At 34.5% G+C, this 17,185-nt stretch carries 7 protein-coding genes; all 7 read right to left on the bottom strand.

The window, feature by feature from the left end; all coding sequences use genetic code 11:
- Positions 1–20: 20 nt before the first annotated feature.
- Positions 21–2,516 carry a BREX-1 system phosphatase PglZ type A gene (gene pglZ, locus KS419_RS02135; protein ID WP_217064432.1) on the bottom strand — a complete coding sequence of 832 codons (2,496 nt, stop codon included), beginning with the start codon at positions 2,514–2,516 and terminating at the stop codon, positions 21–23.
- Between the two features lie 50 nt (positions 2,517–2,566).
- Positions 2,567–6,079, bottom strand: coding sequence for a BREX-1 system adenine-specific DNA-methyltransferase PglX (gene pglX, locus KS419_RS02130; protein WP_217064431.1), 3,513 nt, complete (start codon positions 6,077–6,079; stop codon positions 2,567–2,569).
- 47 nt (positions 6,080–6,126) lie between these two features.
- Positions 6,127–9,693 (bottom strand): BREX system P-loop protein BrxC, encoded by a 3,567-nt coding sequence (gene brxC / locus KS419_RS02125; protein ID WP_217064430.1) that lies wholly within the window; start codon positions 9,691–9,693, stop codon positions 6,127–6,129.
- A gap of 14 nt (positions 9,694–9,707) precedes the next feature.
- The gene (locus tag KS419_RS02120; protein ID WP_217064429.1) at positions 9,708–10,256 is read right to left on the bottom strand and encodes a BREX protein BrxB domain-containing protein; all 549 of its coding nucleotides are present in this window, start codon (positions 10,254–10,256) and stop codon (positions 9,708–9,710) included.
- Positions 10,253–10,855 (bottom strand): DUF1819 family protein, encoded by a 603-nt coding sequence (locus KS419_RS02115; RefSeq protein ID WP_217064428.1) that lies wholly within the window; start codon positions 10,853–10,855, stop codon positions 10,253–10,255. The genes KS419_RS02120 and KS419_RS02115 overlap by 4 nt, the downstream gene beginning before the upstream one ends.
- Before the next feature lie 410 nt (positions 10,856–11,265).
- Positions 11,266–16,152 (bottom strand): AAA domain-containing protein, encoded by a 4,887-nt coding sequence (locus tag KS419_RS02110; RefSeq protein WP_217064427.1) that lies wholly within the window; start codon positions 16,150–16,152, stop codon positions 11,266–11,268.
- 208 nt (positions 16,153–16,360) lie between these two features.
- Positions 16,361–17,113, bottom strand: coding sequence for a hypothetical protein (locus KS419_RS02105; RefSeq protein WP_217064426.1), 753 nt, complete (start codon positions 17,111–17,113; stop codon positions 16,361–16,363).
- Positions 17,114–17,185: the final 72 nt, after the last annotated feature.

Raw genomic sequence — 17,185 nt, 5'->3', positions numbered from 1 at the left:
ACCTTCTTTTCTATCTCAAATTAATACAAGGTTTCATACAAACGTAAAACGAATTCTTCTTCTAAATACACTACTTTACCTTTTTTAGTCACAGTTTCGATTCTTAACGCGCATGTTTCACCAATCTTGTAATGTTTTTCAACTAGAGTAAATTCCACTTGAATGTTACGAGCACGATTTTCTCCTTTTAAGTCAAATACAAGATCTAATTCATTCGATATTCGCTCGTCACCTTGATAAAAAGCTGCTCGAACTTTACGGGATGTAAATTCATCTGAAATGCTTTGCTCTTGATAAAAGGAAATTGGAATGCGATAATTCGTGATTACTTTATTAATCATTGCAACGGCTATATCTACAGGTTTTGCTTTTTCAATACGACGGTATTCAATTAATGGTACTATTGCTTCTTGAGGCAGTGCTCCACCATGGATAAACTGAAGACCTCCACCTGTTTTAAAACGGTTAAGACTTTTGGCCATCACAACTTCTACATTCTTTAATGGAGTCTGTTTCTCCATTATCTTTATGGAACCCTCTGGAGTTGATAAATGATGTCCAATAGCAAAACGTCGGTTACTATCAGTTACCTCCCCTTCTACAGCTGGTATTTTACCGTGCGGTTCAATTTGTTTAAACTGGAATAAGAAACCATGATCAGCCGTAACGAATATTCGTTTCGCTTGAAGGCGTGATAATCGATCCACAGCATATTCTAAATTATTGATTGCCTGATGGACTGCCTCATAGGTTTCACGTTCTGACTTAGCAGAATCACCAAGTGCGTCGATATGATCATGGTATAAATAAACAAGCCGTTTCCCTCTTAACAACAGATCGGCTTCCCCTGCTTTCATATCCAAAAGCTCCTTGAGTCGTAAAACTTCGGCTTGTGACTCTACAGTTTGTAGAAGTTGACGACGCTTATCCATTCCCTTTGTTGACTGGCCGTCAGCTAGGATACCTTTCTTACTATCTGCACTGAGCTCACGATGTGGTAACAGCGACGCCATCCCTAACTGCGTGTATGTTGGATAACTTGCTGCCATTGGGAGAATGCTAGACTTTCCATTTTCTCTTTGATCTAATTGTTCGTGTAATTCACATGCAGCTTCATAACGCAAAGCATCCGATATAATTACAAATACCCGTGTCTGTTCCTTCTCCAAGATTGGTCGAATCTTTTTTTGAAAAAACGTTCGCTGTGGCATCAATTTTGACAAATCTCCATCTTCCAACATGTAATTCGCCTCTTCACCGAGTTTAAGTAGATAATGATTCTCGTACCAATTCGTCGTTCGACTTGCAATATCTTCTAATATTTCTTTAACATTAAGTCGTGAGAAGTAATACATGAAATGACGATAAGCTTGGTCTATTTGATACAGACTGTTGGCATATCTTTCGTAAAGATCTTCTTCCTGATGCATATTAGTAATAACGGGTTTTAATTTTTCCACTCGAATCGCTTCATACAACGTTTTATATAAATCCTTTATTTTTCCTTTCTTCCCCCAATATGTTTGTAAACGTTGTTCGATTAAAGACAATCTCTCATCTACATGAATGGTTTTATGTTCAAGTTCATCAACACATTTCTCGATTATCAGAACATCAACAACAGGGATGGTAACGACTTTCTGAAAATTATCAATGTCCTGGGTACTTAAAATTCCTCTTACTTGATGAGATCGTTCCCACTTTTTGATAATTTCCTCAATTACATCACGCTCTGTATGTTGTAACCACTCTTCAATAAATAAAGCACAGACGTTAGGAGATGAGGAAGACCACTTCTTTTCCCATTCATCTACTACAAATGACGCATCTCTTCGGAAGTGCTGATAAATTAGGATCTGTAATAGTTCCTTTAAAGGTTCCTGTGTTTCTTCAATCGATACTCCAAAATAACGACCAATAAACTCTAAGGCACGCACTAAAGAAAAATTCCTTTGTAATTGATTACTTAACTCATTTTCTTCCATATGTAAACCATTCATAACAAGTTGACGTGTAATAACCCGAATATCTGGTACGGGTGCTTTAAGTAGTACTGCCATCATACTAAGTTCAAACTCATACTCGCCTGCGCTCTTTGGTAATACTTTTCCTAATTTTCTTCTACGTTCCTTACTTTCAAAGAATAACGGGTACTGTTCCATCATTGATCGAAGTACATGATCAGATACGTGTAATGACTCGGATAACATTGCTACTTCATCTGCTTTGAATTCTAAACTGTAGGATAAAATATCTAACAATACATTTTCCTTATCATTTGGTCTTGGGTTTGCCGAATAAATTAAAAAAGATTCTGTTGGCTTTTGAAGTTCCACTTCAACTTTAATCTTAAAAAAATTGCGGTCCGTTAACTCTCGAACATGAATGTCATCTATCTGTTCTCTTAATTCATCAACAGTTACTTGTGCTTGTGGATCATACCAAAATACAATAGCACGTCCTTTTACTTCTTTTTCTTGTTGTATTTTCTCCTGTAATTTTTCAATTACATTCACCTTTCCCACCTCATTATGTAAAGAGAAAGAGGAGAATCCTCCTCTTTCTGTTATTTAATCTTTGCTAATACTTTGTCAAACTTGGCATAATTCACTTTGACACCATCATCTAGATCAATGGTAATTTGTTCATTCGCATAAGTCGCTAAATGCTTATCAAATGTTTGTAACTCCTCAAGTTTCTTTTGGAAAACTGTTTTTGAACGTTCAAATTCACGTCGATCGGCTGGTGATAAGCTTGGATTAGCTATACGTGTATTTATCATATCAATTTCGTTCTGGTATTTGGATTGAATTTCTTGCAAATGTTCAAAACGGATTGTCGCCATCGTATCCTGCTGATAACGATGCATATAAATAAACGTTCGTAACCCTTTTTGTTTTCCTGAATCCACCAACCAATAAATTGGTCGCTTTTGATAATTTTTACAGTGATCGTTGAAAAACTCATCTATGAAATAACGACGTAACCGATCCTCCGGAGACTCATTTTTCTTCATTGTTAACGATTCTGCTAGCCATTGTATATTTTCATTTACAGTCTCTGGACTAAATCCAATAGACAAAAACTCACGTAAACGCACAATAATGTCATTATCAAAATAATGTTCATCCGTTAATTGAATGAGACCATGTTGATTCGGTTTGAATGTCTCATACTTTAATTCATTAAATTCACCACCAGCATACGCAATACCTTCAAATTCTAATGAGTAACGCCCTAACACACATCCGATAAAGTAAGATAAGAATGACTTTGTATCTCTTTCACGATTAGCTATTGAAAGGGTAATATCATCGTCTTCTACTTTTGATGAGGTTTCTGATTGTAATCCATATATTTCAATAAATACTTGATTTAATACTTCCTCATTTTTTTTAAGAGTTTGAAAACGGTATTGAGTATTCTTATCCCAACTATCATATGCTTCAAGAATTCTCGAAAAGTAATTAGATAGAAATGGGTGCTTTAAAAAATTCCAGGAAGTTTCATATGAATCCCAATCATCTTTACTTAGATTTATATTTTCTTCACTCAAAATATCAATAGAGGACTTATTATCAAAAAGAACTGGTAATGATTTTATATTATTAACTTGAAAGTTTAACGTGGGATTTAATGACCGTAAAAAATTATAAGCCACTTTACTTGTTAAGAAAGCCATTAGATAGTACATTAACTCACCTTTTGGAAAAGCTGTTGAGCCTGCAACATCAAAAATAAAACCATGGGGTGTATAACGTACCCCAAATTTAGATGAGCTGATAAATGACCATGTAAGTCCGCTTTTAAAATAATATTGTTTATTCCGAACCGGTGCGCCTTTATAATCAAGAGGTATCCCATTAAAATCATGAATTTCCTTTCCACGCGATTCCCAATTTACTACATGCGTTTGGTTTCCATACCACTTTCTAAAATTACCACCTTTGTTATATGGAAACCATTTTCTCTTGCTATTTTCTGCATCTGTATGATCTTTCATATCAAATCCTATTTTATTGAAATCGACTTCGTGCCAGTGCCTTAAAAATATTTCATTCTTACCAGTCTGAAGACCTGCCTTTGGCTCTGCAAACTCTCCTAGTAATTTAGCATTTTGGAAAACATTTTTTTCGTTTTCTGTTAACCAGAAAGATATTGGACTTTTAGGCAACTTTCCGAATTCTTTACAATCAAAAATATATTTAAATTCTACGTGACCTTGAGAAACAGCTTCTTTTACTTTTAAAGGTTGTATCTCTTCTCCCTTAAAATTATCAAGACTTAGATATTCACCAATTGAATTAGTAGTCTGGTTTTGAATTACAAACGTACATATTGGTACAGTAGCTTCTTTAAAAGCTGAGTATTCCAATTGTATTAAACTTGAGATAGAAAACTTTTCAATTAACATTAATCTTAATTTTTCATGTGTAGTTATAAACATCCATGTAAATGGAGTCATTAATGATGAATATCCATTCTTCTTTACCATCTTTGTAGTTTTATATATAAACGCAGAGTATAAATCTGATTTATAATCATTATAATGTTGATTAATAAACTTCTTCAGTACAGTATTATACTTACTATGGTACGGTGGATTAGTTACAACCACATCATACTTTTGATACAACATCAATGCTTGTGTCAGTACGGGTAAAAGCCTATCCTTTAACTCATTAAAATAAGATTCATCTAACAAATCACTTTTTCTGCTTTCTAATTCATATATCCGATTAATCCATTCTACATAAGGAATTTCGATTGGATTTATCAACGCACCAAATTGTTTTCCGTTCTCAAATTGACTCAATAATTCATTGATTAAAGATTTTTCGGTCTCATTTTTAGTAAAATAATCAATTGCTTCTTCAGATAGGGATTTGTCAGCATCTACAATTTCATACACATTCAATTTAGGACTTTCACCTTTTCGGCTAAGTCTTGATATGAAACGTGGTTGTTTTTCAGCAGCTTTCATCAGTAAGGCAAAGTTAGCAATTTGTTGTGCACGTTTATCAATATCTAGTCCATATAAGTTATTTTCTAAAATTAATTGTGGAATTTCTCTAGATGGATATCCTGCTTCCACATACATGTCATATAACATTTCAAACGCATAAATAAGTATATGACCAGAACCACATGCAGGGTCGATAATTTTAAGTTCTTCTAAAGAATCGAATTCCGGATACAATTGGTTGTTTTCTTCATGCTTTAAATAATACTCCCAATGCTGAGCTAACTGATTGTCTTCAAATTTTTCATCGTAAAGTTTACCTAAAGAATTTTGTACCATATACTGTACAATCCATTTAGGAGTAAATAATTGGGTTACTACAGGTAAGTCCTCTTTTTTTACGGCAGTATTTCTTAGGCCTCCAACTTGCTCCTTCTTCTCTGACATGTAGTATTGATATAGCCAACCCAATACTTCCACATTATCAGTTCTAGTTCCATCCTCATGAAGTTGAGAGAAATTTTCTTGAGATAAATAATTAACTATCTTACGGATGATTGATTCTTGATCTAATAGATAATCAGGTAATAAAAGCTCTGTATAATCATCAATTCTTTCAAACAAGAAAGGCAGTAATTTATTTAATGCGTTACACTGTGCAATAAACAACTTTCGGTACGCTTGTTCGTTATCTCCTTTTTGAGTTAATTCATTTACTGTTTGGGAGTCAATATCTAGATTCATCGTTTCATATTGAAGCAATATATCTGGTTCATTTTTCCCCGTGCTGCTTGATAAAACATGAACGCGATCAGGCAAGTAGTTATTTACTTCCATATAACGAATGGCAATGATCCGGTTAAACCACGTATAAGCAATTTCTTCAACGAGTTGGTCGTATCCAATCACCTTTATGCGTTGGTGAAGACTGTAAAATACAGTCTTCATTTCCAATGGATATGATTTACCGTTAACATATAATTGCCCATAGTTCTCTTCAATGGAGAAATCTTGTTTATCTTTAGCTATTCCGTATTGTTCCGCCTTTAATGACACTTTTTCAATTAAGTCACGTCTCGCTTCTACTGCGAATTTTTTCAATTCTGCCTTATTCATCGTTTCACTCCTATATAGAGAGAGCAGATACTTATCTGCCCCACATATTATGATTTAATAAAATAATGTGTTTGTAAATCTTTAGTTAATCTTTTTTTCAATGATTGAACAGCACGCTCTAAATCATCTTCGGAATCAATTGTGGTAAGTTCGCTAAAAAACGATTCATACAATTCATATTCAGTAATCTTCTTCGGTTGTCTTTGTTTTGAATGGGAGTTTCCTTTTAACTCTTGCATCATTTGACGTACTTTATTCTCCGTACCATCAATAAGTTCATTTAATTGTTGTTGATTAATTCGTGCGCTAGAAATACGATTATTTTCTTGAATTTTTTGATATAGTTGGTCTGCCTTTTGTTTTTGTGACTGAATGTAATTTCCTATTTTCTCATACTGGACATATCGCTCCAGCATATCATTCAGTTGAGACATTGATTTTTCAGAGTGAACCAATACTGCTTTCTTTTGTTTATTCGTTTCTGTTTGAATTACATCCTTCAGGTTGTTTGTTAGCTTCGATAAGTCACTAATTTCTCTTGTTGGTTTTTCTTTCAGTAAAATTTGTTGCATTCGTTGTACAATTTCTTCAAGTTTCTCATTATTAAGGATGATTTCTATTTCTTGTTCATGCTCTTTAAGAGCATGAACAGCTTCATCAAACTTAGCGATTGGATTACCTTCATAGAAACCTTGAAGCGTTTCTAAAATGTCATACCAGTTTTCTATATCATCTTCGTATTGGACAAAGGTACGACAAAATTGTTCAGGGTCACGAATAGCAAGTAATTTTTGTGTGTCATTCGCAACTGTTCGTATATCACTTTCACCAGGGTAAGGGAACTCACTCGTTGGGTCTTGCCTGCGGCGACGTTCTCGAATTCTTTCTATAGGCTCTACGAATTCATTATTGATTTTTTCTCGAATTATCTCAGCGTAAGCATCATATGAGTCATACGGTTGAGTTATGGAGAAGAAATCTCGAACTAGTGCAATGAGTTCTTGTTTGATTTGATGATCCATCTCGACGATTGGTAAGACAACGATACGGTCACGTTCCGATACTTTTTCTAATCGCACATAAAACTGATTGGAACTTGGTGTAAACGGTTCTCCTGCATATGTAAAACGTAACTTATTCCCATTCATCAAGCCCATTAGTATACCTATTGTATCTTGCTCTTCCCACCCATACGGAACAGCATTATACTTTTGTACGACCTGTTTTAATGTTCGTTTGTCATGGGAACGTTCTAGCTCCTCAATAAAGTGCTTCACTTCATCCAAAGCATTTTTATTATAGTCCTTGAATAAGTCAAGTTGTCCCAAATCTTCAGCAACCTGCATCCATTCATGCTTACTATTTTTAAACGTAATAGGTTTTTCAATATAATGGATCTTGGTGAAAGTATTACGAATTAACATATCCATAGCCTGGTTTACTTTGCTTTCAAAACTACCATTGAAATCACGCTGTTGACCCTGAATATAAAATGCAGCACTATCACAGGCTTTGGCCAATAATTGTTCAGCTTTTTCTACATATTCATCCACTTCCGCCAACTTTGCATCGTAAATACGTTTTTGTTGCTGTGTCGTAGTAGTTGATTGTTTACGTCTTACATAGCTATCCACCTGCTGAATATATGCTAATGCACTTTCTGCTTCTGCAATGAGATCTTTATCTAAAAGAATGATTAAATAACCAGAATTAGCTTGTAAAGCCGCTTCTGAATCTGTCATGCCTTGAGAAAATACTTGCATCGTTAGTTCGTGATTCATCTGACCTTTTACATAATTGTCGAAACGCTTATTATAGTCAAAGTTCTTTGTTAGTTCATTATGTTTATATTCGTATTTCGGAAAACGATACATCACGTTAAAAAAGAGGTTTCCTAACCGTTCTTTAACTGCAGTTGGATTATAATCTTCCACACGAATATCGCGATTAATCTCTTGTTCCTCATCAGATAAAAAAGAATAAGAACCATCAGCATGTTGCTCAATAAACATCATGGTTTGAAGGCGATTTAAAGATTCTTTCACACGATATTCAAGAGGCTGACGTTCATCATATACTGTTTCAACCATTAATGTTGCGATATTACTTGATGTAGCTTTGATTTCGTCAATGCCTTTAATCAAATAAAGTACTTGTAATACCGAAACGTCATATACTAGCAGTCCTTCATTGTTTCTAGCACGATCATGTGCACGGGCAATTGTACTCGTAATGGAGGATTCCAAATAATCGCGAATGGAAGGATAAAATTCTGCCATCGTAACCATGTTTTCTACATTATACCCTGCATTTAATTGCCCAGCTTCCTGGAATGCCTTTAATAGAGAACGTTCCCCACGGGATGTATGCTGTCCACCTTCACCTAAGTTTCGAATTTTCGTGAATATTTTCTGTAATAACTCAATTTGATATGGGACAAATGGATAAAAATCTATAAACTCATCAATGGAACGATAACCTGATCGTAACTGAGTATTCTTCTTATCAAAGGCTAAACGGTTATAGATAAGTTTTCCTTCTTGATCATGAATTGTTTTTAACTTATCTGCACCAATATCCGTTTTCTCTAGCAAGCGCTTTTTAATAACTTCATCCGTATTGGCACTCGATAAGTTTATTTTCGTTTCAAATCGTCCTTGAATTTTAGAAAAGTCCTTTGTGCTGTCAAGATCAGAGACGGTTGCTTCTAATTTTTCCTGTGATGTTACAATAACCCACGCCTGCCCCTGACAAAGGTCTCCTAATTTCTCTGTAATTGTTTGTAAATTCAACATTAAACTCGTATTATTTCCAATATACTGGCCAACTTCATCAGCTAAGAAAACGATTCTATAGTCTGGGCCTTGCTTCTTACAGTAATTTGCAACTAGTTGGGCAACCCTTAAGGCATCAATTGAAAACCATTCACGGCTTATATTAAAAAAACTTTCTGCTGTATCTTTGTCATATCCTACTGCTTCCAATGCTTGAATGACTTTCTTCTTACGTAATAAGACCTTTAATCGAAATTCTTCCCAAGATTTTCCGTTCTTGTCATAAATCACTTGTTTAAATGTGTAGTAATTACCGTCATCATCCAGTTGGCGTTCCATTTCTGCAACCCATAGCGTATCCGAATAACCTAAATGGTTATTAAATACCCTCAGGAACACCTCAAAGATCCGTTCTTTTTCCGAGTCATTAGCGGATGATGTGGAACGTGAGTCTATATTGAATAGTAGTGCATCTGTTCTCTTCTCAGATACTTTTTGCATCATGTCTAACAGCTCTGTTTTGTTAGTCTTTTCTCTAAAATAATCAGCAGGTGTTCTCCCCACAATTGACTGATTATGTAACAAGTAGGATAAAATTTTTAAAAAATGTGATTTACCAGAACCGAAGAAGCCTGAGATCCATACACCGACTTTTGTTGATGGTTGATCATATATTGCTAGATAATTACGATAAAACCGTTCTAAATAATGTGCACTTTCCTCTGTTAACACATATTCATCTAGTTCATTCTCGATAGTTGATTCATCCACCTGCTCCGCTTGTACAACATTATTAATGGGGCGATGTATATCTTTCTTAAATAACTCTTCTATTTTCACTTATTTCCCTCCCTCTAAGATATACGCGATAATTGATAGTCATCTTCATAATCTAAAATTCCAAATAACTTTAACCTTAACCCTGTAAATTCGCCTGGATAAAACAAAACAATTGGTTTCTTATAACCTTTACTAGAGATAGCTTTCAACAGTTTACTTGATCGTAAAAAAGGATGAGCTGTACCGACACCAGTAATAAAGATGATGTCTGCTTCCCTCGTTTCATTCATGAAGTGTTGAGTTATTTTGTTGTTTTCATTTAATAATGTTCCAAAAACATCATCCAATCCACGAAGTCCTTCTTCTTCTGATATCTCATATAATTCTTCTAATTCATCCTCATCAAAAAAGGAAAGGAGAAATTCAAATAAATTCACCTCTTTGATGTTAATTTTTGTTCGCTTCAACATATTTTTTAGATAAATGCGAACTTGTAATTCATCTTTGGGTGGATAATCCAATACAAAATGTGGAATATCACTACCAATTCCTTTTGGTCTCTCAAATTCATCCTTGGTAATTCGTGTTTCCATTTGTTCTAAACGCTCGTAAGTAGTTCTCATAGTTCATTCACCTTTTCTAAAGTTGTGAAAGAATACAGAAGAGGTGCATTCTTTTCAGCATATGATTTTAATGGCCTATTCATATGTATTGATTTAACTGTGTATTTTGTCTTATCAATCTTTTCGATCATGTTCGATTCTCTAAAGAAAAGGATTAACGTTCGTATTAACCGCTTAATGGTTTCTGGTCTCCATTCAGAAATTTTATTACTTTCGCTTGATTTTTTTTCAAAAAAATAATGAAAGTCATTACTGTACAAATGTTCTTGCTGCTCATTTTTATATAAGATAACTTCATAATAAAACTCCAACGGTACTCTATAAACTTTTAGAAATGAATATAAAGTTAACGCTTTACGATTATACACATTGGCATCTAAAAAATATCGCTGCATTTCTTCGTCTAAGATAACTGCTCGATTATAGACCATATTAAATCGGTTACTTATACTAACAGGACTCCTTAACTGAAATAAATTATGTTCCGTAACTTCTTCTAAAATTTCTCTTTTGTTTTTCCCTTTTAATATTAGTTCCAAAACAATGGCTATATCATTTTCTGACCATTTTTCTTTTGTAAATCCTGCAGAATAATCCATGTTAATTTCCTTCCCAAATCTTTTTTCCTATCATTAAAATGTTCTATAATTTTTCCAAAGTTTTCAGTTGTCAATCCCAATTATTTGAGTGGCAATATTCAAGATAATAAACAATCAATAGCTTTTTAATTATATGGTGAGTTACATAGGGGTAAAATTTTTAAATAAGCAAATTGGAATTATTATAGGAACGTACCCCAACATAACATCAGGAAAGGCTTATAACTTGGCTTATCATTGGCTTTCCAAAATATTCCCTTTTAATTAAATTATAACCTTAGGGTTGTACAATTAAAAGGGATATTAAAAGTCATCTAGTAGAAAAAGCCTAGATAACTCTAGGCTTGGAATAGTTGATTCTTGTTGGTGAATTTTTGTACTATGGGGATATTTATTTCTCAGTCTAATCCTTACTCTTTATATGATGTAAACCAAGCAGGTCTCTTCTTTGTTGCACGACCTCCGTTTTTGGAATAGGTAAATTCAATACCTTGCTTTTTTAATTGTTGTACAATCGGTGTTAATTCTTCTGCTTCAATTACCCATAATGATCCACCTTTTGGGCGATTATCGATTACTTCGAAACCTTCATTTTCTAAATAAGACTTGAGAGAGGGTGTGTGTTTAACCTTTTTATCGTGAGGTTTTCTAGTCTCTTCCTCGGGTACGGAAACAATTGGTGTAATAATTTCTTCCTTAAACAGAGATAGTTGCTCTTGTTCGTCTCCGGAGAATAGATGCATTTGTTCCACCTTACTTGACACATGGTCATCCTTGCTTTCTTGGTTTCCTTTGTCTTTCTTCTTGCCTTTATTTTGTGTACTCTTTTTCATTAAAGTTATGGTTTTTGTATTAATAGAGCTCACCAATTTATCACTGTTTTGTTGATTCTTTGATAAACTACTTTCATCAGAACTGTCTTCTTCCTTAGGCTCGTGTTCGTAACCTTCTGGCCATATGTCATAAAAGTCTAATGTTTTCCACAGTAAATCAAGTGCTGTTTCAGGACTTCGATAATACTCGCTCCCTCTAACACGCCAGAATTTCCAACCACATCTTTCTAAAATTCTTTGTCTATTCATGTCGTAATCATAACGTTCTGGTCCGTGCCACTGATCTCCATCACATTCAACAGCGATTCTTCCAGTTGTACCCTCAACAACCAAATCAATTCGGAAGCCAGCAACTTCATGTTGAGGAACCACTTTAAATCCTCTTGTTGATATTTGATCAAATACTGCCCTTTCGAAGTCACTTTCACATTTTTCACGATTAGATTCCATTGTCTCTTTAGAAGGATTCTGACAATAAGCTATTAATTGGTAACGTAAGCATGATTTATTTCTAAAGTCATTAACTGTAGGAGTATGGAATAACCATAGCTGATCTTTAGCACGACTAGCTGCAACGTTAAATCGGCGTCTATCTTTTTCTGATGTTAATGCTCGCATCCCAGTTTCACCTGGTGCAGCAACTAGACTTAAAAAGATGATGTCTCGTTCGTCCCCTTGGAATGCATAGGCATCACCGCAAATAAGGTTTCTTCGTTCCATTTCTTCTGTTCCAATTTCATTCACTAACAATCGATGGATTTCTTGCGCTTGACCAATACTCTGAAGACTAATTACTCCCATTGTTTTACCATTATAACTTGGGTCATTTATACATCTTTTTATTTGTTCTACGACAGCCTCAGCTTCTGGAAGGTTTAAAACTTTTTGTCCTGATCCTTCACGATAGCCATTGGCTATATGTTTAGTCTTTATTGGTTCCAGCCTATTGGGCGGATATTGCCGCAAAGGAGTTAATGGGGTATTTGTATAACATATTTTATTTGAGAATTCAATGATTTCCGGCATACATCGGAAATGCTCTCGTAATGTAATTCTTCCTCCAAAAAGAACATTTGCAAGATCAAAGAATGAAGTATCTCCATCCAGCATATCCGCTATTTCGAAATCAAATAGAAATTCTTTTCTCAAATAATTAACATCATCCCTATTTAAACCAACATACTCAGGACTGATTTGCTTATCGTCACCAACGACAATTAATTTTTTCGATAGATACTTTAGAATAACAGCTTCTGGACCTGATTGACTCGCTTCATCAATAATTGCCACATCGAATAAATTCGATTCCATTTCAAATGTGTCAAAAACTCGATACAACGGCAACACCCACGCTGGTATGGCATCACGACAGTAATTCATATGGAATTGAGCATCTTTTAAATGTTTAGGGGCGTGTTTACCCGTCTTTTTACCAGCTTTTCTTATAGAGGTTGACCAAGCCATTAAATGCTGCCGTTGTGTTTCTGTCATATTCATTAAAGTAGAACTCCATGCTTTATTAGCACCTAGTTCTGTGAGTGTTGTTTTAATATCTTTCGCAACTTTTTCTAGGTCACTCGTTAATTGCTCTACATCGAAATTGATAAAGTTATTTAACCAAGTGTTCACCTTCGCCCAATTCAATGCTTTATTAAAATACTCTATCCTGTTTTTCCATTCAACATAATTTGTGGAATGGCTAAGTTCATCGTAAAGGGATGGTAGACTTTCTTTTAATAGCATTTTTAATTGGCTGAAACGGTTTGATTTAGTTGCATAATGTTCTAATTGTATTAATTGATCATAGGAGGTAACATACTCTTCTACGTTCCTTTTTGTAATCGATGTCCTGATTCGTTCAACAACATCATGCGTATCTGTCTCTACTCGATTCAAAATATCCAGCATATTATTTAACGATTCTTCGATAGTTTTTATTTCAACTTTAACAGCAACTAATTCAAGTTTGTTTTTTAAGGATAAAAGGGAATCTTTTGATAGATTATTTGAAAGCTCTAATGGAATTTCTTCAAGCAAATCTCCCAACTTCATTATTTCATTAAAAATCTCTAATTCATTTTTTATAGCTGCTATAGTTAATCCTCGACCTGTTTTCTTAGGAAGCTCTATGTTCAGTTGGTCATTCATTAAATGATTTATTAAATTAATCGCACAGTCGACTGTTAACACTTCTTCCAACCTTATAAGGCTTTCGAGGTTATCGCATTTCCTTCCATCTATCTTTACATCTTTTACGATATACCAAGAATCCTTTACCACTTTCGGACGAATTAATGGAAAGCCTAGCCCTTTACCACTCTCTAGGTGTTTACGAAGTAAAGATGTATCTGACTTAACGTCATTTAGTAAGCGCTCAGATAGACCAGTCACTACTACAAGACTATGCTTTTTTGATAATTCACTAACTTCATTAAGTAGTGCCTCAACTTGCTGATAGAATTCTTTCCACGCTTGTGCCTTTTTATTTGATAAATCATCTAAAACTCGCTGAATCCAAGTTTCACTCTTATTTTCCAGTAGTTTTATAGTAGAAAGAACTTCTTCAGTAGTTGATAATAACTCATTTCTTGTTGCATTAGAGTAACGATAAAACGGCTTTAGCTCTTCTTCTGGAATGTGCTGATGTTTAGTTAGTTGTTCTCGTAGTGAATATTCCCTATATGTGAGTCCAGTAAATTCCTCAGGAGTCAATAAACTCTTAGAGTCTGGAAAGGTACGTTTTAACTGTTCCTCTATGTTCGAATCAATCTCATCGAAAAGACTAACTAATTCCATAATTTCATCATTAGTTAATGGAAACTTATAATCTAAAGGAACATTATCCGAAATCCACCCGTACTGATCACTATCTTTTCGTAATTGTTGGGCTATGTTTTGAGCAGTACCTACATAAGCTCCATCTATTAGGTGATGCTTATACGTTTCACTTTCTCTTATTGATCGAAGTTGATGTTTTAAAGCTGCTTCATGCTGTTTTAAATCATGGAGCTTTTTAATAAGGTGTTCGATTTCTTTTTGAGTCACATCCGGATCCCAATCATCACGTTTATTAGAAATCATATGTATCACGTGTTCTAAATCCTTAAACGATTGTGAATCCGCCCCTAATAAACTCACACAAAGACCTTGAAGCTCTACAGGAAGTTTAGCCTTTAAAACTTTTAACGCACGGTCCGTTTCTGAAGTAATCAGCACTCTTTTTCCTGTTGCTAGTAAGTGTGAGGTTAAGTTAGCAATGGTATGACTTTTCCCAGTCCCAGGTGGACCTTGAACGATCACACCATTTCGACTACTTAACCTGGATATAATTTTTTCCTGTTCTTCATTCGCTTCTTTCGGAAAATAGATAATATTGTCCTCTGCTTCCACACCAGTGCCCATTCCCTCTACACCATTGGGTTGTAAGTCATCCATAGTTTTAAAAATGCGGGTTACTCCTTGTGGTATGGAACTAGGATCACTCTCTATATTATCTATAATATTCGTACAAGCTTGTTGAAAGCCTTTTTCCACCCTTTTTCTTAAGATTAATGCTGGACTGTATAAAACAATAGGTTCATTTGCAAAATTATGTTTATTTTCTATTTCTTCTTCGTAATAAACACCTTCAGCAGATAATGATTGCACGTAGGATCTTAAAATGGAATCTTGTGTGGTCTTGTCCCAGAAGTTTTCTTGTAATAAATGGATCAATTCAATAACCGGCTGAAGTGAAGTACTATCGAGACGGTCTTCTAACTCCAACATATCTTGTTCTAAGTCTGGATTAATCCCTTGAGCAGAAGGAACAACACGTATTACACCAGTATCCGCATCAAAATCAAATGTTGCCGGAACACTCAATAGATGGCGATGGACAATCTGCCCATTCGGTGTCTTCCAGTTCAATAAACCGACACCTACAATCAGCTCAAATTGTTCACCTAAATTTTTATGCTTTTGGTAAATGGAGAATAAATTTGTATAGATCAATTGAACTTTCTTAAAGCGCAATACCTCTTCCTTCCAAGGTATCCACTCGTTTTCCATGTATTTTTGAAATTCATTAGTAATTTCAGGATGGTCGTTTAAATTTATGTATCTTGGTTCTGGTGATTCATCCTCATCATCTTCAACATAGTTAGGATTAGGAATTTGTTCAACCAGCTTAGGCTCTTTATTTTCATTATTTAATTCATCTTCTGACTCTAACCAAGTAACTATTTTCTCAGATGGCGAAGGGACAGGAGGCTTAATTGGCTTTTCTATTTCTATCCAAACATCATGAAAATCTCCATCTTGTAATGGGGTAGTACATTCCTTTTCTTCAGGAACTTCAGAAAACCACAAAACATCGTCGTAATTTTCCACGTTACGAACTAAAGGAGTCTTCAGCATGGAAAATTCCTTCAAATATGTAAATAAACGCAAAGCCCGCTCTTTATCTAAGTTAGAAGAGTTCATACAAACATCCCCTCCAAAAGTCTTATGTAATAAGAAATACTCCCTTACTTTATTTTACAGTAAAGGGAGTGAACAATAAACCTATTATCAAAACAGTTTCTAGAAGAGACTAGATTAATGAAATAATTTAACTCCAAACAGTGAAGACATTAAAGGGTATGTCTTTAATTCTTTTTGGCCAAGCATTTGTACTATTTATTTTAATCTTTTAGCTAAGATAGTCATCAATTAGTATTTTGAGATGGTCAAACATTGTTGCCTTAAAATTAATGGCCTTAGATAATACCTTTATTTGTTGTGATTCTGTTAACTTTGCAAAACGTTTTTCTCTATTTAAAAAAGAAACAATAAATTTTCTTCTTTCGTCTGTTAATCTTTTTTGATCTCTATAAGGAAGTCCAGCACGTTTGTATAAGAACTTCTTAACTTCCGGCCTAAATGCTTGATTATCAATCCAGTTTAATGTTATCTCAGTTGTATAGTCATTTATATGTTCAGATGGAATTGTTGGGTTATATTTAAGGTCACTAAGTTCTTTTTTTGTTAAGGAGGTATACTGGATGACAGTTTTCCAAATCACTTTTCTACTTTCTAGTAACTTCAATACACTTTGCCGTGTACTTTTCGTTTGTTCACCACTTGGGTGACTTCTTCTCAAAAGCTTAAAATACTGAGAAACCCTCCCTGAATATGGTTCTAGTATACAAGGCACAGTCTTCATCAAAGTTTTATTAACGATAAAATGATAATAATCATATTTTCCAACCAAAATATATTCATCTTTTTTAGGATCTTTCTCTACAGGGAATAGTAAATCAAAGGTCGATAGGTGCTGGAAATTCCCTTTCATTCTAGTGAGAAACACACCCGTCACATTAGGGTTGTATAAAGGAACTATCTTGTCCAATGATATATATACAATATCATCATGCGAATCATGTTTTATTGAACTATTAGCCATACCATCCCTCCTCATACTTAACATATGAGTTGAGAAAATTGTCCTATTACAGACTGATTCCATACGAGGTTA

This window comes from Evansella tamaricis, assembly GCF_019042215.1.
GTDB classification, from domain to species: domain Bacteria; phylum Bacillota; class Bacilli; order Bacillales; family Salisediminibacteriaceae; genus Evansella; species Evansella tamaricis.
This window is presented reverse-complemented; position numbering and strand designations above follow the sequence as displayed.

Coding starts and splice junctions, on each gene's coding strand:
- pglX (WP_217064431.1), bottom strand. CDS start 6,079: ATGAATAAGGCAGAATTGAAAAAATTCGCAGTAGAAGCGAGACGTGAC.
- KS419_RS02120 (WP_217064429.1), bottom strand. CDS start 10,256: ATGAGAACTACTTACGAGCGTTTAGAACAAATGGAAACACGAATTACC.
- KS419_RS02115 (WP_217064428.1), bottom strand. CDS start 10,855: ATGGATTATTCTGCAGGATTTACAAAAGAAAAATGGTCAGAAAATGAT.
- KS419_RS02110 (WP_217064427.1), bottom strand. CDS start 16,152: ATGAACTCTTCTAACTTAGATAAAGAGCGGGCTTTGCGTTTATTTACA.
- KS419_RS02105 (WP_217064426.1), bottom strand. CDS start 17,113: ATGGCTAATAGTTCAATAAAACATGATTCGCATGATGATATTGTATAT.